The sequence below is a fragment of the Saccharopolyspora pogona genome, assembly GCF_014697215.1.
Lineage (GTDB): Bacteria > Actinomycetota > Actinomycetes > Mycobacteriales > Pseudonocardiaceae > Saccharopolyspora > Saccharopolyspora hattusasensis.
On sequence record NZ_CP031142.1, the window covers coordinates 6,924,378 to 6,944,526 of the forward strand.

At 69.3% G+C, this 20,149-nt stretch carries 22 protein-coding genes; 13 read left to right on the forward strand and 9 right to left on the reverse strand.

The features are described from left to right. Nucleotides 1-471: 471 nt before the first annotated feature. Nucleotides 472-1,212, reverse strand: a complete 741-nt coding sequence (locus DL519_RS32440) for a hypothetical protein (RefSeq protein ID WP_190820475.1) — start codon at nt 1,210-1,212, stop codon at nt 472-474. A gap of 268 nt (nt 1,213-1,480) precedes the next feature. Between DL519_RS32440 and DL519_RS32445 the strand changes: the two genes are divergently transcribed. The 4 genes from DL519_RS32445 to DL519_RS32460 all read left to right on the forward strand — a co-directional run bounded on the left by DL519_RS32445 (nt 1,481) and on the right by DL519_RS32460 (nt 6,364). Further along, nucleotides 1,481-2,605: a S8 family peptidase gene (locus DL519_RS32445; RefSeq protein ID WP_223839843.1), complete on the forward strand. Its 1,125-nt coding sequence runs from the start codon at nt 1,481-1,483 to the stop codon at nt 2,603-2,605. An 86-nt stretch (nt 2,606-2,691) separates the two neighbouring features. Then, entirely contained in the window at nt 2,692-3,276 is a 585-nt protein-coding gene (locus DL519_RS32450) for an RNA polymerase sigma factor (RefSeq protein WP_190820477.1), read from the forward strand. Then, entirely contained in the window at nt 3,273-3,746 is a 474-nt protein-coding gene (locus DL519_RS32455) for a hypothetical protein (RefSeq protein ID WP_190820479.1), read from the forward strand. Before DL519_RS32450 ends, DL519_RS32455 begins: the two co-directional genes overlap by 4 nt. Continuing rightward, nucleotides 3,743-6,364 carry a CHAT domain-containing protein gene (locus DL519_RS32460; protein WP_223839845.1) on the forward strand — a complete coding sequence of 874 codons (2,622 nt, stop codon included), beginning with the start codon at nt 3,743-3,745 and terminating at the stop codon, nt 6,362-6,364. Before DL519_RS32455 ends, DL519_RS32460 begins: the two co-directional genes overlap by 4 nt. Nucleotides 6,365-6,530: 166 nt before the next feature. Here the strand turns inward: DL519_RS32460 and DL519_RS32465 are convergent, their stop codons facing one another. Continuing rightward, complete coding sequence (locus DL519_RS32465; RefSeq protein ID WP_190820481.1) at nt 6,531-7,700, reverse strand: pyridoxal phosphate-dependent aminotransferase; 1,170 nt, start codon at nt 7,698-7,700, stop codon at nt 6,531-6,533. 422 nt (nt 7,701-8,122) lie between these two features. Between DL519_RS32465 and DL519_RS32470 the strand changes: the two genes are divergently transcribed. Further along, nucleotides 8,123-9,331 carry a DUF445 domain-containing protein gene (locus DL519_RS32470; protein WP_190824355.1) on the forward strand — a complete coding sequence of 403 codons (1,209 nt, stop codon included), beginning with the start codon at nt 8,123-8,125 and terminating at the stop codon, nt 9,329-9,331. A gap of 63 nt (nt 9,332-9,394) precedes the next feature. On the opposite strand, the gene DL519_RS32475 is transcribed toward DL519_RS32470, so the two are convergent. Further along, entirely contained in the window at nt 9,395-9,940 is a 546-nt protein-coding gene (locus DL519_RS32475) for a CGNR zinc finger domain-containing protein (protein ID WP_190820483.1), read from the reverse strand. A 341-nt stretch (nt 9,941-10,281) separates the two neighbouring features. Between DL519_RS32475 and DL519_RS32480 the strand changes: the two genes are divergently transcribed. The 6 genes from DL519_RS32480 to DL519_RS32505 all read left to right on the forward strand — a co-directional run bounded on the left by DL519_RS32480 (nt 10,282) and on the right by DL519_RS32505 (nt 13,466). Continuing rightward, nucleotides 10,282-10,665: a VOC family protein gene (locus DL519_RS32480; protein WP_397544997.1), complete on the forward strand. Its 384-nt coding sequence runs from the start codon at nt 10,282-10,284 to the stop codon at nt 10,663-10,665. Between the two features lie 89 nt (nt 10,666-10,754). Further along, entirely contained in the window at nt 10,755-11,159 is a 405-nt protein-coding gene (locus tag DL519_RS32485) for a helix-turn-helix domain-containing protein (RefSeq protein WP_168585632.1), read from the forward strand. A 5-nt stretch (nt 11,160-11,164) separates the two neighbouring features. After that, the gene (locus DL519_RS32490) at nt 11,165-11,806 is read left to right on the forward strand and encodes a hypothetical protein (RefSeq protein ID WP_190820488.1); all 642 of its coding nucleotides are present in this window, start codon (nt 11,165-11,167) and stop codon (nt 11,804-11,806) included. Nucleotides 11,807-11,855: 49 nt separating this feature from the next. Further along, the gene (locus tag DL519_RS32495; RefSeq protein WP_168585630.1) at nt 11,856-12,140 is read left to right on the forward strand and encodes a DUF2516 family protein; all 285 of its coding nucleotides are present in this window, start codon (nt 11,856-11,858) and stop codon (nt 12,138-12,140) included. Further along, the gene (locus DL519_RS32500) at nt 12,140-12,874 is read left to right on the forward strand and encodes an alpha/beta fold hydrolase (RefSeq protein ID WP_190820490.1); all 735 of its coding nucleotides are present in this window, start codon (nt 12,140-12,142) and stop codon (nt 12,872-12,874) included. The genes DL519_RS32495 and DL519_RS32500 overlap by 1 nt, the downstream gene beginning before the upstream one ends. Before the next feature lie 43 nt (nt 12,875-12,917). Then, nucleotides 12,918-13,466 (forward strand): YbaK/EbsC family protein, encoded by a 549-nt coding sequence (locus DL519_RS32505; protein ID WP_190820492.1) that lies wholly within the window; start codon nt 12,918-12,920, stop codon nt 13,464-13,466. A gap of 41 nt (nt 13,467-13,507) precedes the next feature. On the opposite strand, the gene DL519_RS32510 is transcribed toward DL519_RS32505, so the two are convergent. Further along, entirely contained in the window at nt 13,508-13,780 is a 273-nt protein-coding gene (locus tag DL519_RS32510) for a DUF397 domain-containing protein (RefSeq protein WP_190824356.1), read from the reverse strand. After that, nucleotides 13,780-14,625: a helix-turn-helix domain-containing protein gene (locus tag DL519_RS32515; protein ID WP_190820494.1), complete on the reverse strand. Its 846-nt coding sequence runs from the start codon at nt 14,623-14,625 to the stop codon at nt 13,780-13,782. Before DL519_RS32515 ends, DL519_RS32510 begins: the two co-directional genes overlap by 1 nt. 108 nt (nt 14,626-14,733) lie before the next feature. On the opposite strand from DL519_RS32515, the gene DL519_RS32520 reads away from it, so the two are divergent. Further along, on the forward strand, nt 14,734-15,045 hold the full coding sequence (locus DL519_RS32520; protein WP_223839847.1) for a flagellar basal body-associated FliL family protein: 312 nt from the start codon (nt 14,734-14,736) through the stop codon (nt 15,043-15,045). Nucleotides 15,046-15,687: 642 nt separating this feature from the next. Here the strand turns inward: DL519_RS32520 and DL519_RS32525 are convergent. Further along, nucleotides 15,688-15,885: a hypothetical protein gene (locus DL519_RS32525; RefSeq protein WP_190820496.1), complete on the reverse strand. Its 198-nt coding sequence runs from the start codon at nt 15,883-15,885 to the stop codon at nt 15,688-15,690. Between the two features lie 26 nt (nt 15,886-15,911). Between DL519_RS32525 and DL519_RS32530 the strand changes: the two genes are divergently transcribed. Further along, nucleotides 15,912-16,274 (forward strand): hypothetical protein, encoded by a 363-nt coding sequence (locus DL519_RS32530; protein WP_190820498.1) that lies wholly within the window; start codon nt 15,912-15,914, stop codon nt 16,272-16,274. A 48-nt stretch (nt 16,275-16,322) separates the two neighbouring features. Here DL519_RS32530 and purU read toward each other — a convergent pair whose 3' ends face one another. From purU to DL519_RS32545, 3 genes are all read right to left on the reverse strand, one after another. Continuing rightward, entirely contained in the window at nt 16,323-17,195 is an 873-nt protein-coding gene (gene purU, locus DL519_RS32535; RefSeq protein WP_190820500.1) for a formyltetrahydrofolate deformylase, read from the reverse strand. Nucleotides 17,196-17,558: 363 nt separating this feature from the next. Next, nucleotides 17,559-19,004, reverse strand: a complete 1,446-nt coding sequence (locus DL519_RS32540) for an NF041680 family putative transposase (RefSeq protein ID WP_223839114.1) — start codon at nt 19,002-19,004, stop codon at nt 17,559-17,561. Between the two features lie 390 nt (nt 19,005-19,394). Beyond that, on the reverse strand, nt 19,395-20,135 hold the full coding sequence (locus tag DL519_RS32545; RefSeq protein WP_190820502.1) for a maleylpyruvate isomerase family mycothiol-dependent enzyme: 741 nt from the start codon (nt 20,133-20,135) through the stop codon (nt 19,395-19,397). Between the last annotated feature and the right edge of the window lie 14 nt (nt 20,136-20,149).

Sequence of the window (20,149 nt, forward strand, 5' to 3'; positions counted from 1 at the left end):
GTGCTGGTGGTGGAACCTCGGACGCCGTCTGGACTCCGGGAGCCCCGATTCGTGAATGTCCAATACGCGGCATTGGGGACTGGCCTCGCCAAGAACCCCGACGGGGTGGGCACAGCCTGAGAACCCGGGGCGGTGCAAGTTGTGAGGGGGCGGGAAGCGGCTTCGCCGCTTGCCGGACGCCGACCTCACCACACAATTTGCGCGACCTCTAAAACGGTGGGCCGCCCGTCGGCACGGCCCCTCGTCGTGCCGACGGGCGGTTTCGGGCGCCGCCCCGGTGCCGCAGGGGCATTGCGGCACCGGGGCTTTGGGGACCGGGCCCGGTCCTCGGCGTTGCGTCTGGTCATCGACGTTGCCGGGGATGGGCCGGGGCGCCCCCGATTCCGATCCGGCCGGGCGCAGACGGCCGGCTCGGAGCTTGGTGAGTGCGGATGTTTCCCAGGATTGCCGCCGCAGCGGCTCGGCGCAGCGTCAGTCGGGCGACGTCGATGGTTCGAAGGACAAGATGCCGGTCGTCGGCCGGGTTTCCCGGTTGTCGACGCCGGTGGACACCGGTCCGGACGGGCTCGGGTCGGCCGGCAGGATCACCAGCAGGCCGCGCAGCCCGCCGCCCCAGGAGGTCGATCCTGCGGACAGCATGGTGGCCGGTGCGGGGGACACCGGAGGCTCCGGTGCCGGTTCGGTTGGCGGGGTGACGCGGGACGGGGCTGACGAGTCCGGGCCCCGCGGCTTCGGGATGATCCGAACGCCCGCATCGGGGACCGGGGACTGCTTCGGCCGCGGCGCGGCCTGGTCGTTGCTGGTCGGCGCGGCAGTGCGCGGCTGGACCGGCAGCGGGAGTGGCGGCGGCACCGGCGGGGCGCTGTCGGTTTCGTCGGTGACCGCGGCGGGCTGATCGGGGTCGGCGTTCGGCGGCGCCGGGGCCTCGATGCGGGGCGGTTCGATCTCGGGTTTCTCGACCACGGGCCGCGCGACCGGGTCGAGTTCGGGCCACGCGGGGGCGGGGTTCGCGGGGACGGGGTTCGCCATCGGGTCGAGGACGATTTGCTCCACCTCGACCCGGAGGTGGTCGTTCTCGGGCAGTTCAAGGGCATCGGCCGCTGCTGCCGCACCGAGCCATCCGGCGATGCTCAGGCCGCCGATGAACGCGGCCCGTACCGCGAGCGCGCTGAGCCGCGACCAGGGACCGCGCTGCGCGCAGGTTCCCGTCACGGTTACCACCGCCTGTCGGTCGGGTCCGCGCGGAAGTGCGCGGCGTCGGCGTCGGGCGCGCCGGGGGGTGATCGGCGCGGTATGGGCATTCAACCACCTGCGGTGGCCGTTTCGGGCCACCTACAGCGACGAGATCGGTGGTCGGTCTTGCATTCTCCACGCAATCGGGCTAGTGGGAAAGATCTCACGCGCCGTCGGACGGGTGAGCCGGCTACCGACGGCGGCGTGTCCGCTGTGGACGGACAGGCCGCCCGGCACAGTGTCCGTTGTGGATCAAGAAGCTGAAATTCGGCTCAGCGTAGGCGAACTCCAGCAGGTGTGGGCGGCCTACGGGCATGATCTGCTGCTGCACGATCCCGGTGGGAGCGGCGAGTGCCTGGTGCGGCGGGGCGAGCTGATCGCGCCGGCCAGCGTCCTGGGTCCGGTGCTCGACCGGTACCGCCGTTGGGTCGACGACGTGCAGCACGACGACGAGTTGCTGCTGGCCAGGGTTCGGTTGCGCGGCGCGGAGCGGGACCGGTGCGTCGACCTCGCCCGGGAGGCCAGCGTCGCCGTCAACCACGTGCACTTCGGTTGTCCGGTCATGTTCGGCACGCCGGTGATGTTCGGGACCGGGGCGGATGCGCTGCCCGGGCCGGTGCTCCCGGAACCGCCGGTGCGGCAGTGGGATCCGCCGGTCGTGGTCGGCGTGCTCGACACGGGGTTCGATCCGCATCCGTGGTTCCGGGATCGGCCCTGGTTCGAGGCCGTGCCGGAGGAATTGGACGCCGACGGCGACGCCGGTCAGGACCGCCAGGCGGGGCACGGCACGTTCGTCAGCGGTGTGGTGCTGCAACATGCGCCGGGCGCGGTGATCCGGGCGCGCCGGGTGCTTTCTTCGCTCGGGTTCACCGACGACTACACCGTCGCGGCAGGGCTGCGTTCGTTGCGGCGTTCGGCCGAGGCCCGCGGCGAACGCATCGGTGTCGTCGTGCTGACGGCCGGATGTCACACCGCGGATGACGGGTGCCCTCCGATCTTGCGCGGCGAACTGCGCAACTGGCGTGGCACCGTCGTGGTCGCGGCGGCCGGGAATCACGCGCAGACCAGGCCTTTCTGGCCTGCCGCGCTGCCGTCGGTGATCGCGGTGGCGGCGACCGGTGACGACGGCGCGGTCGCCGGGTTCTCCAATTCCGGGACTTGGGTCGATGCCGCCGCGACCGGGGTGGACGTGACGAGCAGCTTCGTGCGGCTGGCCCCCGGCGGCGGGCGTCGGTTCGGCTATGCGCGTTGGAGCGGAACGTCCTTCGCCGCGCCGCAGGTGGCTGCCGCCGCTGCGAATGCCTTGCGCGAGGGCTGCGATCCGGACGAGGCACGCGATCTTGCCCGTCAGCATTACCCGTTCGAGCGGTAATTGGCGCGAAGTGAATCTGTAAGCACCCCTCGTTCCTCTTATTACGCGGGAGCACGAAGATCGCGAACGGTGAGAGGTGCTTGGTCGTGCACGAGATCGGGGAGGACGGGACGTCCGCGGTGCTGTTTCGCCGCGCGGCGGCCGGTGATCAGCGGGCGTGGCAGGAGTTGGTGGATCGCAACGCGCCGGTGGTCTGGGGCGTGTCGCGGGCGTTCACCGCGAACACCGCGGACGCCGAGGACATCTACCAGGCAACCTGGTTGCTGCTGGCGGAGAACATGGGGCGGCTGCGCGAACCGGAGTCGTTGTCCGGGTGGCTGGTGACCACCGCGCGGCGGGAGTCGATGCGATTGCGCCGGGCGCGGCAACGGGAATCGCCGGTCGGGCTGGATTCCGGCGACCTCGGGCCGCCGGACTACGCCGAGGATCCGGAGCACAAGGTGCTGCGGGCGATGACGAGTTCGCGGCTGGCGCAGTCGTTCGCCCAGTTGCCGCAGCGCTGCCAGCAGTTGCTGCGGGTGCTGGCGGTCGCGCCGGAGACGAGTTATGCGCAGGTCAGCCAGGCGCTGGGGATGCCGCGCGGGACGATCGGGCCGAAGAAGAGCCGCTGCCTGGCGGAGTTGCGGCGACGCATGCTGGCCGCCGAGATGCCGGAGGAGGTGGCGGGATGAACCAGCGGATTCCTGCGGAGCTGCGTGGGTTGCGCGACCTGTTCCAGTCCTGCGACCCCATTCCTGAGCAGGCCCTCGCGGGCGCGTACGCGGCCATGACCCGGCGCTCGCCGATCGAGGACCCGGTGGTGTTGAAGCTCGTCGGCGACTCGGCGGAGTCGCTGGCCAGGGTCCGGTCCGGGCAGCCGGAGCCGCGGGTGCTGACCTTCGCGATGCCCGGACGGGTGCTGGAGGTCGACCTGGTCCCGACCGTGGACGGCCTGTACCGGGCGTCCGGGATGGTGCTCAACCGGGCGGGTCAGGCGCCGCCGGTCGGCGAGGTCGTGCTTCGCCATCCCGCCGGGGAATGCGCGGGTTCCCTGGACGAGCACGGCGCTTTCCGGGTGGCCGACGTGCCTCGCGGTCCGCTCAGCGTGGTGTTCCGACCGGTTCGGTCGGCGCCCGCCGTTGCCGATTGGTTGGTCTGTTGAGCGCCGGGACGGCGGTGGCACCGCCGGATGCGATCACCGCGGCGCTGTGGTGGCGGGACAACGCCGACGCAGCTCCGGAGATGGCCATGCGCAAGGCAGAGCAACTGCTGTCGGACACCGGCGACGCCGAACTCCGGGTGCTTGCCAGGCACATCGCGGCGGTGGCAGCGGTGGAGCGCGGCCGGGTCCGGCAGGCGCGGCGGCACGCCCGCCTCGGGCTGGCCGCAGCGAACCGCGCCGCGAAACCGGAGCGGGCCGCGCAGCTGCGGCTGACGCTCGCGTGGATCGAGTTGGAGCGAGGCGCGACGGGTGAGAGCTGGGCGCACCTGGTGGCGGCCGAGCCGTTGCTGCCCGCGGCGGACCGGGCGCGGGCGGCTTGCCTGCGCGGACTCCTGCACTGCCAGGGCGGTCAGCATTGCGAGGCGAGAGCGGAGCTGACCCGGGCGTTGCGGAGCCTGTCGGCGGATGACGATCGGCGCTGGATGGCGAACGCCTTGCTGGGGCGAGGGCTGGCGAACCTGTACACGAACAGGTTGACCGCTGCGGAGGCGGATCTTGCCGCCGCAGAAGAGGGTTTCGCCTCGGACGGCCGAACCGCGCGGGCGGCGGCCTGCCGGCACAACCGCGGTTGCGTCGCGTTCCGGGCCGGTGATCTGCCGCGGGCGCTGCGGCTGTTCGAGGAGGCGGTTGCCGCCGGGCTGGACGTCAAGTCGAACCCGGAAGCGCTGGTGGACCGGGCGGAGGCACTGGCGGCGGCCGGGTTGATCGGCGAGGCGCGGGCGACGATGGAGCAGGCGGCCGACCGGCTGGTCGCCTGCGGCCGGGCCGGTCAGCTCGCCGAAACCAGGTTGGCGCTGGCCGGTTGCGCACTCCGGGCCGGCGACGTGGTCGCCGCTGCGGAGGCCGCCGGTAGCGCACGACAGCTGTTCCGCGCGCAGCGACGGCCAGCATGGGCGGCGTTGGCGACGGCCATCGGGTGGCAGGCGAAGCTGCGCGGCGGGCAGTGCTCGCGCTACGCGCTCGGAGCAGCGCGGCGAGCAGCTGCCGCGTGCGAAGAGTCCGGGTGGATCGGGCCTGCGGCAGAGTTGCGGCTCACGGCTGGTCGGTGCGCTGCACAAGCCGGGATGCGCACGTTGTCCCGCAAGCTCCTCGCGTTGTGCGTTCCGCTGCACGACGAGGTTGCGGCGCCTCCGCAGCACCGTGCGTTGGGGTGGCTGGCCGCGGCCTTGCTGGCCGATCAGGACGGGGATCCGGATCGGGTGTTCGAGGCGTGCCGGGGCGGGTTGCAGGCCATGGACGGCCAGGCGGCTGGCATGGCGGCCTTCGAACTGCGCGTGCATGCGCTCGGTTTGGCGGCCGAACTGGGTGACACCGCGATTGGTGCCGCACTGCGAGTCGGTGATCCGCGATTGGTGCTGCGCTGGACGGAGCGGTCGCGGTGCAGTGCGCTGCACCGTCGGGTGCTGCAGCCACCGGCGGATCCGAGGCTGAACTCGGCATTGGTGCGGCTGCGCGCTGCGGTGCTGGAAGCGCAGGGCAGCCGTGATCCGAAGCGGGCGTTGGGGACGATCGCCGAGCTGGAAGAGCAGGTGCGCCACCGCGCGATGCTGGTGGGAGGTCGCACCAGCGGGCTGCGGGTGCCGGGAGGCGTCGACGACGTCATCGCGGAGCTCGGCGATTCCGTGCTGCTCAGCCTCTTCGCCCGCGATGATCGGCTGTTCGCTATATCCATTGTGGACGGTGATGTTCGGCTGCACGTGCTGGGCCCGGTGGCGAACGCGGAGGCCCACACGGCCCGCCTTCGGCACCTGCTCGCGCGGCAGGCGATGGGCGTCGCGCGGCACGCAGCGCCGATCTTCGAGACGGGTGTCCGCCGCGCGGCCGAGGAGTTGCAGGCGCAGCTGCTCGCGCCGGTGCTGCCGGCGCTCGAACGAGGCCGGTCGCTCGTCGTGATCCCGACGGGGTGCCTGCATGTGCTGCCGTGGGCGGCGTTGCCCGCGTGTCGCGGGCGCAGCGTGACCGTGAGCCCGTCGCTGCGGTGCTGGCTGCGCGGTGCATCGGATGCCCGGTCCGCGGATCGGGTCGGTGCGCCGGTGTGGGTGGCAGGCCCGGGCCTGGACCACGCCGAGCGGGAGGTCCAAGGGCTGCACGCGGTCGCGGGCGGGCGGCTGCTGGTCGGCGCCGACGCCACCACGAAGCGAGTGCTATCCACTGTGGACGGTGCGGGGGTCGTGCACATCGCCGCGCACGGCCGGTTCCGGGACGACCAACCGCTGCTGTCCTGCCTCGACCTCGCCGACGGTCCGCTGTACGCCTACGACCTGGACCGGCTGCACCGCGGCCCGACGACGGTGGTGCTCTCGGCCTGCGACGTGGGTCGGTCGGCGGTCAGCCGCGGCGATCAGCTCAGCGGCCTGGCGACGACCTTCCTTGGGCGCGGCACCGCGACGGTGATCGCCAGCGTGGTGCCGGTCCCGGACGAGCGCACGGCCAGCGTGATGGTGTCGCTGCACCGAGCGCTCCGCGAGGGCCGCCCGGCGGCTGCGGCGCTGGCCGGGGCTCAAGCGGAACACGGCGAAGCCGGATTCGTCTGCCTCGGTTACGGAGGTGATCGATGACAGCAACCGACCACCTGAGCTGAGGCGCTCACCCGAACTTGCCTGATCGGGAAGCCTGCGCGCACTGCGAATCGGAGCCGCGCCCGGGCACCGCCGCAGGACGTCGGGCGACCTACCCATGCCGCGTGGCTATGGCCAAGGGGAGCCGGGAGGTACTTCGGTCGCGTCAGCGGAGCTTGTGGAGGCGGCGGATCGCTTCGTCCAGGACCTCGTCGCGCTTGCAGAAGGCGAACCGCACCAGGTGCTTGGCGTCTTCCGGGTTGTCGCAGAAGACCTGCACCGGGATCGCGGCGAGCCCGATCCGTTCCGGCAGCGAACGGCACAGTTCGGCGCCGTTCTCGAAGCCGAGTGGCCGGACGTCGGTGCAGACGAAGTAGGTGCCCTCGCTGGCGAGCACGTCGAAGCCAGCCTCGGCCAAGCCCTCGGAGAGCCGGTCCCGCTTGCGCTGCAGGTCCTTGCGCAACCGCTCGACCCAGTCGAGCTCGTTGCGCAGGGCGTGGGCGACCGCAGGTTGGAACGGTGCGCCGCCGACGAAGGTCATGAACTGCTTCGCTGCGCGCACGGCGGCGACGAGCTCGGCCGGACCGCAGATCCAGCCGATCTTCCAGCCGGTGGCGCTGAAGCTCTTGCCGACGCTGGAGATCGACAGCGTCCGCTCGGCCATGCCGGGCAGGGTGGCCAGCGGGTGGTGCTCGCGGCCGTCGAAGATCAGGTGTTCGTAGACCTCGTCGGTGATGGCGATCACGTCGTTCTCGCGGCAAACCTCGGCGATCACGGCGAGCTCGGCATCGGTGAACACGGTGCCGGTCGGGTTGTGCGGCGAGTTCAGCACCAGGGCGCGGGTCTGCGGCTCGACGGCGGCGCGCAGCGCCCCGACGTCGAGCTCGAAGCGGTGGTCGGGGCCCTGCCGCAGCGAGACGGTCCGGCGCACCCCGCCGGCCATCGCGACGGCGACCGGGTAGGAGTCGTAGTACGGCTCGATGAGCACGACCTCGTCGCCGGGCTCGACCAGGGCGAGCATCGCGGCGGTCAGCGCCTCGGTCGCACCGACGGTGACCAGCACCTCGTCCTCGGGTCGGTGCTCGATGCCGTAGCGCGCCAGGCGGTGCTCGGAGATCGCGGCCCGCAGGTCCGGTTCACCGGGGCCCGGCGGGTACTGGTTGACGCCGTTGGCGATCGCCTCCTGCGCGACGCGCAGCATGCCCTCGGGGCCATCGGTGTCCGGGAAGCCTTGACCGAGGTTGACCGCACCGGTCCGCCTGGCGAGCTCGGTGATCTCGGCGAAGATCGTGGACGTGAAGGGCCGCAACCGGCTGGTGAGGGCAGGACTACGCACGCCTCCAGAGGGTAGTCGATTCTTGGCCGTTTCCAGACTCACCCAGATGGCCGGTTCCGGTAGCGGAACCTCACAGCCCAGGCTTGCGCGTGGACCGGGGCTGTCCTCGCCAGGCGACCTCTGAGAACCCCCTGACGGTGCGAGTTGCGAGGACGAGCCAAGCGGCCGTGCCGCTTGCGGCTGCCTCTGACGTGCAGCGTTCCGCGTCGCGGTGGCGGTCATGCGCGTGTTTGGAAGGGACTGTTTCGCGTCCTCCCATCTGCGCATCGCTCGTCCCGGTGGGCCGGTGCGAGGTGGCCGGAGCGGGCGGTTTCCGGGATGTCCGGTTCGGGGCGGCTTCGGTGGTTTCCGGACGCTGCCACAATCGGTATGTGCAGCCGACAGCCGTTTCCGACAGTGACAAGCGCCGTGGTCTGCGGCGGATGAAGGCGGTGGCCGGCGGATTCCTGCTGGTCGCGACCCTGATCTACGTGATCGCCCGCTGGCAGGAGAACGCAGGCGCCGATGCCTGGGTGGGGTACGTGCGGGCCGCCGCCGAGGCGGGCATGGTCGGCGCGCTGGCGGACTGGTTCGCGGTCACCGCGCTGTTCCGGCGGCCGCTGGGCCTGCCGATCCCGCACACCGCGATCATCCCGACCCGCAAGGACGTGATCGGCCGCAGTCTCGGTGACTTCGTCGGCTCGAACTTCCTGGCCGAGCAGGTGGTTCGGGACAAGCTGCGCCGCGCGGAGGTCAGCCGCCGGCTCGGCGGCTGGCTCGACGACGCCGACCACGCGGAGCGGGTCACCTCGGAGCTGGCCACCGCGGTGCGCGGCGTCGTGCAGGTGCTGCGGGACGAGGACGTGCAGGCCGTGCTGGAACAGGCGGTCGTGCGCAAGGTGCTTTCGCAGCCCTGGGGGCCACCGCTGGGCCGGATCCTCTCGCAGGTCTTCGCCGACGGCTCGCACCACAAGCTCGTCGATCTGATCTGCGACCGGGCCTACGACTGGGTGCGGGACAACCACGAAACGGTGCTGCGGGTGGTCAGCCAGCGCGCGCCGTCGTGGTCGCCGAAGTTTTTCGACACCATCGTGGCCGACAAGATCTACGTCGAGGTGCTGTCGTTCGCATGGGCGGTCAAGACCGATCCGGAGCACCCGATGCGCAAGGCCGTCGACCGGTTCCTGGTGGAGTTCGCGGCCGACCTGCAGCACGACCCGAAGACGATGGCCAAGGCCGAGCAGATCCAGCAGCAGGTGCTGGAGCACCCGGAGGTGCAAAACCTCGTCTCCTCGGCGTGGGGCACGGCGAAGAAGATGCTGCTGGACGCCGCGGCGGACCCGTCGAGCGAGCTCCGGGTCCGGGTGCGCGAAGGACTGCGCTCGCTCGGCCGCCGGTTGGTCGAGGAGCCGGAACTGCAGTCCAAGGTCGACGGTTGGCTGGAGGGCGCCCTGGTCTACGTGGTGTCCAACTACCGCGACGAGCTGACCACGCTGATCACGGAAACCGTGGAGCGCTGGGACGCGCAGGAGACGTCCCGCAAGATCGAGCTCCAGGTCGGCCGGGACCTGCAGTTCATCCGCATCAACGGCACCGTCGTCGGTGCCCTCGCCGGCCTGCTGATCTACACCTTCTCCCAGCTGCTGCTCTGAGAACCGGCCTCACCCGAGGAAAACGGCCCGTCCGCCCCGCGGCGAGCGGGCCGTTTCCGCTGTTCAGGCGGTGGTGTGGCGTTCCCGCCAGGAGCGGGCCTTCTCGCGGTTGCCGCACACGCGCATAGAGCACCAGGTCCGGGAGCGGTTGCGGGAGCGGTCGTAGAACGCCCAGAGGCAGTCGTCGGCCGGGCAGATCTTGATCCGACCCCACCGCCCGGTGTGCACCAGGCGGGCCGCCGCGACGAGCACGCTGCCGATCGCATCGCCGCCGGTCAACGTCGGAATGCCGTTGTGCAACCGGACCTGCACGGGCCAGGCCGTTTCGAACACCGCATGCGGTCGGACGTCGCAGGACACCGTCGTGCGCATGGCGTCGCGGATCTCGCGCGCCGCATCTACGCCGGGGGCTTTGCCGAGGTCCTGGTCGATGCACCACTGCTGCCACTGCCCGGGATCGTCGAGGATCTCGGTGCCCTTCTCGGCGTCGCAGGTGTTCAGGAAGGCCAAGACCAGCGCGATGTCGTGGTCGAAGTCGAGTTCGACGCCGTCCGGGGACGACGGGCGATCCACCTCCGGAGCGACAGCTCTGCTGTTCACGAACACCATCGTAAGCCAATAGGGGGTTGTGCCGGGTTGATGTAACCAACATAATCGCAACATCGGTTAGTAACCCGCAAACAATGTTTGACAGGTTAGGGATTTGGTGATGAATCCGATCCGGATCGATCCGTTCGGGTACTCCGCGAGCAGCCGCGAGCTGACCGTGAGGGTGCTTCGGGGTGGCGAGATCGACCGGGCGCTGCGCGAGGGGGCAGGCTCCGCCCGGAGTGGCTCGACCGGTTCGCCAACTGGTGGGCCTCGGCGACGGAGGCGGTGCGGCCCGGCGCTGCGGTGGACCCCGGTCCGGCTCCGCGCGGTTGCTTCAACTGATCACGAGAGGGATGACGATGACGACGACCTTGCGATTGGCCGCCTTCGCGATCGACTGCCCGGACCCGCGGGCGCTGGCCGGCTTCTACGGGCGGTTGCTGGGCTGGGAGCTCGACCCCGAGTCCGATGACGACTGGGTCGAGCTCGTGGACCCGGCCGGCGGCGCGCCACTGGCCTTCCAGCGCGACCCGGGCTACCGCCCGCCGACCTGGCCGAGTCGGGATGTGCCGCAGATGATGCACCTGGACATCAGGGTGCAGACGCTCGCGGAGGGGCACGAGCGGGCGATCGCGGCGGGTGCGACGCCGCTGCCGCAGCCGCCCGACCAGCAGGGCGCGAGCTTCCGCGTCTACGCCGACCCGGATGGTCACCCGTTCTGCATGTGCGCCTGCAAGGAGTGATCGGACTCTCCGGTCAGGGTGCAAGCAGTCTGCTTGCAAGAGTTAGCACTCGTGGTTATCGTGGTTGGTGACCGGAGAGGTGCTAGCCGATGGATCGCGTGGACAAAGCCGTCAACAAGGCCGTGAACCAAGCGGTCAGCGACCTCGGCAGCTACATCCGGGCGCAACGCAACAACGCCCAGATCTCGTTGCGGCAGCTGGCGAAGCTCGCCGGCGTGTCGAACCCGTACCTGAGTCAGGTGGAACGCGGGCTGCGCAAGCCGAGCGCGGAGATCTTGCAGCAGATCGCCAAAGGGCTGCGGATCTCCGCCGAAGCGCTCTACGTGCAGGCCGGGATCTTGGAGCGCCGCGAGAGCGGGCCGGTGGTGGACGCGATCCTCGCCGACCAAGAGCTCAGCGAGCGGCAGAAACAAGTGCTTCTGGACATCTACGCCTCGTTCCGGCGGGAACGCGAAACCGCGGCGGACGGGGACACCGAGCAACCCGAGGAGTAACCGCCATGCCGGCATTCCCGAAGACCGAAGACGTGACCAAGGTGCGCGAGCAGGCCGCGCAGGCCCTCGGCGAAGCCGTCGAGCAGGCCCGCACCCCGCTGCTCGCCGCGCTCGGCGCCGGCGACCTCGCCGCCCACGCCCTGCTGGAGGCGGTCAACAAGGTCCGCAGCCAGCTCAACGAGCGCGCCGAGGCCGCGCGCCAGGAACTGCCGGGCGACCTCGGCGAACTGCGCGACAAGTTCGACCCGGCCGAGCTGCGCAAGCGCGTCGACGCCTACAGCCAGACCGCGAAGCAGCTCTACGACTACCTGGCCGAGCGCGGCGAGGAGACGCTGCACCGGCTGCAGGACCAGCCGCAGGTCAAGAAGGTCTGGGACCAGGTCGGGACCGCGCAGGGCAAGGTCGAGGAGACCGTCGACGAGGTCCGCGACCTGGCCGACGACGTGCTCGGCAAGGTCAGTCGCCCGTTCGGCAAGACCGAGGAAGAGCCCGCCGAGGAGCCCAAGACCGCCCCCAAGGCCGCGGACGACCCTGCCGCCAAGCCTGCGGCGAAGAGCACCACGGCCACGGAGACCACTGCGCGCAAGACCACGACCAAGTCGGCCGCCGCGAAGAAGTCCTCAACCACCAAGTCCACCGAAAGCTGACCGTCCGACCGGATGCCCGCGGTCCCGGCGACCACGTAGGGTAGACGACGTGGAGCTGGCGCTTTGGATCCTGACGATCATCTGGATTGCGGGCATCCCGGTCGGGGTATTCGCTTTCGCGCACGCGGCGCTGCAGCGCGCGGACGCTTTCACCGCCGTCGACAAGCTGAACAAGCTGGCCTGGATGGGCATCACGGGTGCCGCCGCGCTGGTGCTGATCTTCAGCATGCAGGGCCCGTACACGATCATCTGGATCGCTGGGCTGGTCGCTTCGCTGGTCTACATCGTCGACGTCCGGCCGAAGGTGAAGGAAATCCAGGGACGGTCCTGGTAGTGGGGGCTCGCTGGGCGGCGCACGGCCGCGGGTCCCCGGTGACCCTCGTCGTGCACGGGCTGGGCGCGACCGAAGGCGAAGCGCGCATTCCGGCCTCCGGCCTTCCGGGAACGCGCGTCGTGATCACGCTGCCGGGCCACGGCAGCGCCCCCGATGCGCCCCCGAGCTACTGGAACTACGCCTCGGTCGCGGCAGACGTCCTCGCCGTGGCTGATGAGGTCGAGGCGACCCGTGCCGTCGGTGTCTCGCTCGGCGCGGGCGCGTTGACCCGCATCGCCGCAGATCATCCGGGCCGGTTCGAGCGGTTGGCGCTGCTGCTGCCCGCCGCGTTGGACCGGCCTCGCGAGGTGGCCGCGACCTGGGCGTTCGAGCGACTCGCGGCCGCGGTTGCCGATGGACCCGAGGCGCTGCGCGAGATCGTCGCCGCGGACATCCCCGCAGGCATCGAGGTCGGCGACTACGTCGACCGCCGGGCTGAGGCCTTGCTGCGGCTCGAAGACGCGCTCCGCGAACTGCCGGAGCAGGTCCCGGTCCCGGACCCCGCCGCGCTGGCCGCCGTCCGGTCGGAGGTGCTGGTTATCGGCGCCACCGACGATCCGCTGCACCCGGCCGAGGTCGCCAAGGCGGTGGCTGCCGCCTTCGTCCGTGCCCGGCTGGAGATCCTGTCCTCAACCGCGCCGATGGTCACGCATCGCCGGGAGCTGCGCCGCCTGCTGGCGGACTTCCTGCGCTGAACCCGCGTCCGGCGAGTTCGGGCGGGTTCGTATTGTCGGGGGCATGGGTGTTGATTGGTCTGTGGCAGCCGGAACGCTGGACGTGAGCTCGGCGCTGGAGCACCTCGATCTGCTCGCCGAGCCGGTTGCGGCGGCGGTGCGCGAGCTAGACGACGAGCGGGTCGGGGTCACCGAGATCGACCCGGAGCTGGCGGACACCGCCGCGTTCTGCGAGCAGTACGGCTCGCCCCTGGATCTGTCGGCGAACTGCGTGGTCGTCGCGGGCAAGCGGGCAGGCGAGGTGCGCTACGCCGGGTGCGTCGTGCTGGCCACCACCCGCGCCGACGTCAACGGCGTGGTCAAGCGGCGGCTCGACGTGCGTAAGGCGTCGTTCGCGCCGATGGACGACGCGGTTCGTCTCAGCGGCATGGAGTACGGCGGGATCACGCCGTTCGGGCTGCCCGCCGACTGGCCGATCCTGGTGGATCCCGAGGTGGCCAAGGCCCCGGCGGTGGTCGTCGGCAGCGGGCTGCGCCGCAGCAAGATCATCATGCCGGGCGAGATCCTGGCCCAGCTCCCGGGAGCGGAACTCCTGGAGGGCCTAGGCCGGTGACGCTCGTGAGTGGTAATTCGGGTTCTTGCCGGTTTTCGCACTCACGACCACTGGAAGCCCCGCACCTTGACGGCGGCGACGAAGTCGGCCCACCGAGCCCGGGAAACGGTCAGCACGGGACTGGCGTCCCCAAGCTTCGAATCCCGCATCCCGACGAGGTCAACAACCTGCCCGACCTCGACGCAGCTCCCGGACTGCCCGCTGTAGCTTGACTTTCGCCAGCCCACTTCGACGCAGTTACCAGTCCCATTACTGCGGCTGGACTTGCGCCAGCTCATGGATGCAAGATCGACGGCTAACGGCTTGTGAGTCATCACCTGAGTTCCTCGGCAGTGCGTGCGATCAGTTCCGTGCTCTCCCGGGGCGAGAGAGCTAGGGCCGTCACCGCGTTGAACGTGTGGTTGTAGGCGCGTACTTCATGAGGTTTCTCCCGAAACGCCCACGAAGTCAATGTTTCGAGGTACACAGCCTCGGGATCTGTCTGCTCGGGGAATGACAAGATCATGTAGTTCTCCCCACGCCTCGGGTGAGCGCCCGTGGTAAAAGGCACCACCTGGACGGTCACGTCGTGCTTCTCGACGACCTTGACGATGTGCAGCAACTGGTCACGCAAGACCTGACGACCACCGACCTGGTAGCGAATCGCTTCCTCGCCGATCACGGCGGTCAGTTTGCAATCCGGATCCTTGAGGCGTCGCTGCCGCCGCATCCGTAGATCAACTCGGCGTTCGATGTCCTGCGGGCGGACGTACGGCGTCGCAGCACTGATCACTGCATCGGCGTAGGCGTTCGTTTGTAGCAATCCTGGGATTACGCCACCCTCGAACGTCTTGAGCCATGTCGCTTCGGTCTCAAGCCCGATCAACACTTCGACCTGCTCCGGCAAGACATCGCTGAAGTCGCGCCAGCCCTTCTTCGCGGCATCCTTGCGAAGTTCGCGAAGCAACTCGGTTTGATGTTCCTTGGGTTCGAGATAGTCGATCGCCGCTTCAAGCTGCTTCGATGTGAGGACGGCACGTCCGTTCTCACACTGCGACAGGTGTGACTGGGAGACGCCCACAGCCTTGGCAAGTTCAACGCCCCGGATGTTGGCGTTGCTGCGTAAATCGCGAAGCTGCGATCCCAAACGACGGCTCCGTACTGTCGGGCTCATGGCCATGCGAACGGTCCTCCTTCAACTCAGGACGATCTTCCCTGCTTGTTCGGTGAGTCCCAACGCGGCGGAGTTGCACGATCGGTCCGAAGTGGACTGGATACGCGGGGAGTCGTGCATGCGTTGCTGGCGCATCCTCGCCGACCGCGACAACGCCTGATTTTCCTGAATTTGCAAACGATTTCGGAAGGAAAATCCATGTTCTGGCTTCAGTTGGCCACTTTCGTCCTCTTCAACGTGTTGATCCTGGCCATGCTGGTCAGTCGCGTTCCGGTGCCCGGGTTCTCGCTTTCCACAGCCCAACACGCCGGAGGCGCCGAAGGCGGGTACACCGTCTGGCACCTGATCGCAGACGTCGAAGCCGAACGCCGCGCCGAGCGGGAGCCTCCGCCCATACCGGCTTTCCCGACGCGCGACCCCGATTAGCCCACCGGGCGACATCACCTGCGCATCTGATCAACACCCCCCAAGAACGGGCCGCTGCGGTGCCCCATCCCCCGACCCCGCCGCAGCGGCCCAACCCCGGTGGCCGGGCGCTGGCCTCCCCTCCCAGAGCGCCCGGCCACCGGATCAGAAGACGACGGTGCGGCGGCCGTGGACCAAGACCCGGTCTTCGAGGTGCGCGCGCAGAAACGGGTGCGGAATTCGCCCGCTGACCAGGTAAGAGGCGGGTTGGTATGTCGCGATGCCATCCTGATGGCGCAGTGGCCATTGCAGTCCCGGCTCGCCGTCCAGCTACCACGGCCGCTTCTGTGCCTGGGCAAATAAAAACCCCCGGCGCGTATCTGAGGTACTGGCTAACCGGGGGACTTCGATTCAGATCGAATCACGAGCAAACCGTATCGCGAATCGATACGAGAATCGGACAGATCAGTATCGCGCGGCGATACGCCAGCGCCAGGATCGGCTGTCCCTCCAACCGGCCGTTGGTGATCGTGGTGGTAGAACACCGCAGTGGGCTAGGACACTGCCGTGCAGGATGAGCTGAGGAAGCTGCTGTCCGCTGAACGGCTGGGCACCTACCACCGGCATGCACCGCTCTGGGGCCGCTCGCCCATTGATCTGTACCTACTCGGTGGTGACCTCGCGGCGAGCTTTCATCGCGATCTCGGTGTGGCCGAGGTGGTGCTGCGCAACGCCATGAACGACCGGCTCGCCGAGAGATACGGGGAGCGGTGGTGGGCCGACGAGCAGCTGCTCGACGAACGCGGACAGGCCGCGGTCGCAAAGCGTGGGCCGACGGGCGATGCGGCGCGGACAGCCCACCCGGTCACCTGGTCGCGCAGCTGGCGATGGGGTTCTGGGTGCACTTGCTGGAAGCTGGCGGTTTTGTTGGCAAGAAGCCGTTGCGCAAGCGTCGCTACTACGACGCGACCCTGTGGCGGCCCGCCCTGCGCCACGCGTTCCCGAACTCGACGGGGATCCGCGGCGACGTGCACGCGGTTGCCCACCGGGTTTACGCCCTGCGTAACCGGATCGCGCATTGCGAACCGGTCGTCGCTGGGGTGCGCATCCCCGGCACGACGATCCGGCGCAGCCCGTCAGAGATCCATGCCGACATCGTGACGCTGGTGCGGTGGGTCTCCGAGCCGGTAGGGAAGTGGCTCGGTGACCGCTCCCACACCCCGACAATGCTGGTCGACGCGCCCAACTGACGTCGTGCTGTCAGCCCCTCCCCCTTCCCAAGGCGCCTGGCCACCGGATCAGAAGACGACGGTGCGGCGGCCGTGGACCAGGACCCGGTCTTCGAGGTGTGCGCGCAAACCCCTGGCCAGCACGAGCTTCTCGGCGTCGCGACCCTTGCGGACCATGTCGGACACGTCGTCGGTGTGGTCGACGCGGATCACGTCCTGCTCGACGATCGGCCCGGCGTCGAGCTCCGCGGTCACGTAGTGGCAGGTCGCGCCGATGAGCTTCACGCCGCGCTCGTAGGCCTGGTGGTACGGGCGGGCTCCGGCGAACGACGGCAGGAAGCTGTGGTGGATGTTCAGCGCCCGACCGGCCCACACCTCGCACAGCTCGGGCGGCAGCACCTGCATGAAACGGGCGAGCACGATCGCGTTCGGGTCGTGGTCGTCCACCAGCTTCCGGACCTCCTGGAACGCCGCGGCCTTCGCCTCGGGGGCCTTGGGGAACGGCACGTGGTGGAACGGGATGCCGTGTGCCTCGGTGATCGGGCCGAGATCTGGGTGGTTGCCGATCACCGCGCGCAGATCGACGTCGAGCTCGCCGGAGCCGATGCGGCCGAGCAGGTCGTGCAGGCAGTGACCTTCCTTCGACACCAGGATCACCACGCGCCGCCGCTCGCCGGTGTCGGTGACCCGCCAGTCGGTGCGGCTGCCGAGTTCCTCGGCGACGGTGGTGAAGCGGCGCCGCAGCTCGTCGATGCCGAACGGCAGCGAGTCCGCCAGGACTTCCTGCCTCGTGAAGAACCAGCCAGTGTTGATATCGGTGTGGTAGCCGGCCTCGACGATCCAACCGCCGTGCTCGGCGATGAAGGTCGCGATGCGGGCGACGATCCCGGTGCGGTCCGGGCATCCCAGGCTGATGACGAAACGACGTTCGGAAGGGCTCACGGTCGGTCATTATCGCAGGTAGCAAAGGCCGTACCGGCAACCGGCCGAACCGTGGCACACCCACTGGGATGCACTGTTTCACCTGGTCAGGGGCTATGAGTGCTTTCGGGCGCAGGAGTGGCTGGTTTGGATGTGGCGCGGCGTCGTTGTGGGGCCGCTCGTGTCTGTGAAGCGCCCAGGCTCTTCGGGTGCCCTCATCGGCCGGGGAGCCCCCGAACTATCCAGGGCATAGCCGGTGTGAGTGGACGGACCGTTCGTCCCGCCTATTGACGCGAACGGTCCGTTCGCTTCACACCAGCGACCCGGTGTCCGGGGTTGGGTGGATGAGGCGAACGGACCGTTTGTCCCGCCTAAGCTTGGGTTTTAACCTGCTTGCTTCTTTCCGGCGGGTTGCCGGGTGTCCGTTTTTTCGGTTTTTTTGCGGACGGGATGGCGTTGAGCAGGACCGGAGCGGGAGCCTGGGGGCCGCCCTGGGCCGGGCCGGGTGGGTTTCGGCACACGCGCGGGGGTCCCGAGACGATCATGGATGTGGCGAAACCCGCGGCGTACCCGGTGCGGGCTTAACGGCCGGTCTGGCTCGGGGCGTCGTTCCCAGGGACGCCGCAGGTCCGTGGTGAGGTTGCGGGCGAGTCTGAGTTGGGTGTAGGCGGCGATCGTCAGCCAGGTCCACCGGTCCTGCTGGGCGGGTGTGCGGGTTTTCGCCGCGGTCCAGCCCAAGGTCGACTTGGCAAAACGGAAGAAATGCTCGATGTCGAACCGCCGTAGGTAGACCCGCCACAGCATGTCCAGATCCAGTGGGACGCCCTCGGGGGCGGCCCACCACAGCCACAGGTCCTTGTGCGGGGCGCGTCCGTCGGGCAGGTGTTCCACGCGGACGTGCACGACCGTGCCGGTGACCACGGGTAGTTCGCTACGGTCGGCGAACCAGCCGCGGGCTTGGATCTTCGGCGACAGCCCGGACCAGGCATGCACCTCAACCCGTCCGTAGCGGTCGGTGTCCACGGTCAGCGTGGCGTCCGGGGTGTGCCAACTGGTGGGGCTGGCGCACTCGAAGCGGGCGCCGTATTTCGGTGGCCGCCCGGTCCTGCCAGGCACCCGCGGCGGCGGTGGGCGGTGAAACACCCGATCGTCACGGTCGAGACGGATCAGCAGTTGCACGTCCACATCAGACACCGCGTCGGTCATCGCGGTAGCCGGATAACCAGAGTCCATCACCACCATCGGTGGAAGGCGGCCCGCTCCACCCGTGCGCCCGGCGGCGCGCAGACGAGTAGCCAACTCCCGGATCTGGGCGGCGGTCACCGCCACGAGATCATCGTCGGGATCCATCCGGACCGCATCCACCGGCGACACCCACGACGAACGACCCCACTGGATGCCCGCAAGCCACGCATAGTTCCAGCCAGGGATCGTCTTACGGTCACCGTCACAGCGACACGACGTATGACAGTGACCGCGATCCGCCGAGCACTCCGCATCCGGTCGCGGGCACACGGTCACATCAGCGGTGAACAGAAGCGGTCCCTCGTCCGCCGCGGCAGGCAACCCATCCACCAGCACATCCCCTACCCCGGCGGCGTCGATCTCCCCGGCCGCCAACGCGTCGTACAACGCGCCATGCCCCCGCCGGAACACCGGCGACAGCGACAACTCCACCAACGAGGTCACCGGCCGCTCACCGCAGGACACCGCATCGCAGAGCACGAACAACGCATCCGCCCGAGCCGACAGACACCGGTAAAACCCATCCCGGAACCCGGTCACAGCCCCGAACTCGACCGCCTGGCGGTCATCCTGCACACTGATCACGACAGCCCTTGGTTGATCTTCTTCTTTCGTCAGAAGCATGATCACCCAAGGGCTGTTCCCATGATCAACCGGGGCCACAACAACACCCAAAGGTTAAAACCCAAGCTATGAGCCTGTTGCGTTTTCGGCGAAAACGGCTGAACCGAAGTACCAAATCAGTCTCGATCGCCGCCGTTTGTCCGCCAGTGGCCATCTCAGCCGTGATCGATCGATCACGGTCCGTGGTGGGGCGTGGTGGGCGTAATTTTGCAACAGGCTCCTAACGAAGTGAACAGTCCGTTCGCTTCACCAGCGAAGCCAGGTACATGCACAACGAGTTCTCAAACACGCTCTATAGCAGCCAAGCATTCACGTACTCCAGCAGCGGAAACGGTGCTCCAGAGTGCGATGTCAGAGACCGGAGGTGAGGGCTGCGAGGGCGGCGTCACCGGTGACCAGGGCCGTGCTTGGGCGGCCCCAGGCCCGCCGGTACACCGCGTCTGCGGTGCCCGCCACGGTCGCGTCGACCTCCAGTGCGGCGTCCGTCGGCGCCCCGGCTTGCGGCGGCAGGCCCGGCCGGTACTCGACCAACCACGCGCGGCCCGCGTCGGGAGCGTGGTAGAGCACCCTCCCCTTGCTCTCCCGCTCCGCCCAGCTGGGCACCTGCAGCAACACGGTCAGCAGCTCATCGATGCCGTCGGCGGCCAGCTCCGGATCGAAGATCAGCTCGTGCACGTGGTCCGGGCCGAGCCCGGCGAGCGCGTGCTCCGCGTCGAGCCGGTGGATCGCCGTCTCGTGGGCCATCCGCCGGGCCCAGGCACGCGCCGTGCCGCCGGGGAAGAACGCCCGCACCGGGCGATCGGGGTCCGAAGTGGACAGTTCGTGGCGCAGGGCCGCCAGCTGGTCTTCCCACCAGGCCAGCGCGTCGTCGAACTCCGCGGGCGGACGTGGGGGTTGCGGCCGGTCGCTGTCCGGTCCCAGAGCCAGCGAGAGGCGCGCCATCGCATACACCCGGGCGAGGTGCCGCACGAGCTTCCGGACGTCCCAACCCGGGCAAGTCGACACCTCGACGTCGGGACCGGCCTGCATTACGGCGCTGCGGAACGCGGCCGCCTGGTCCTGGAACGCGCGGAGGTGGAAGTCGCTATCCATGTCCCAACCGTAAG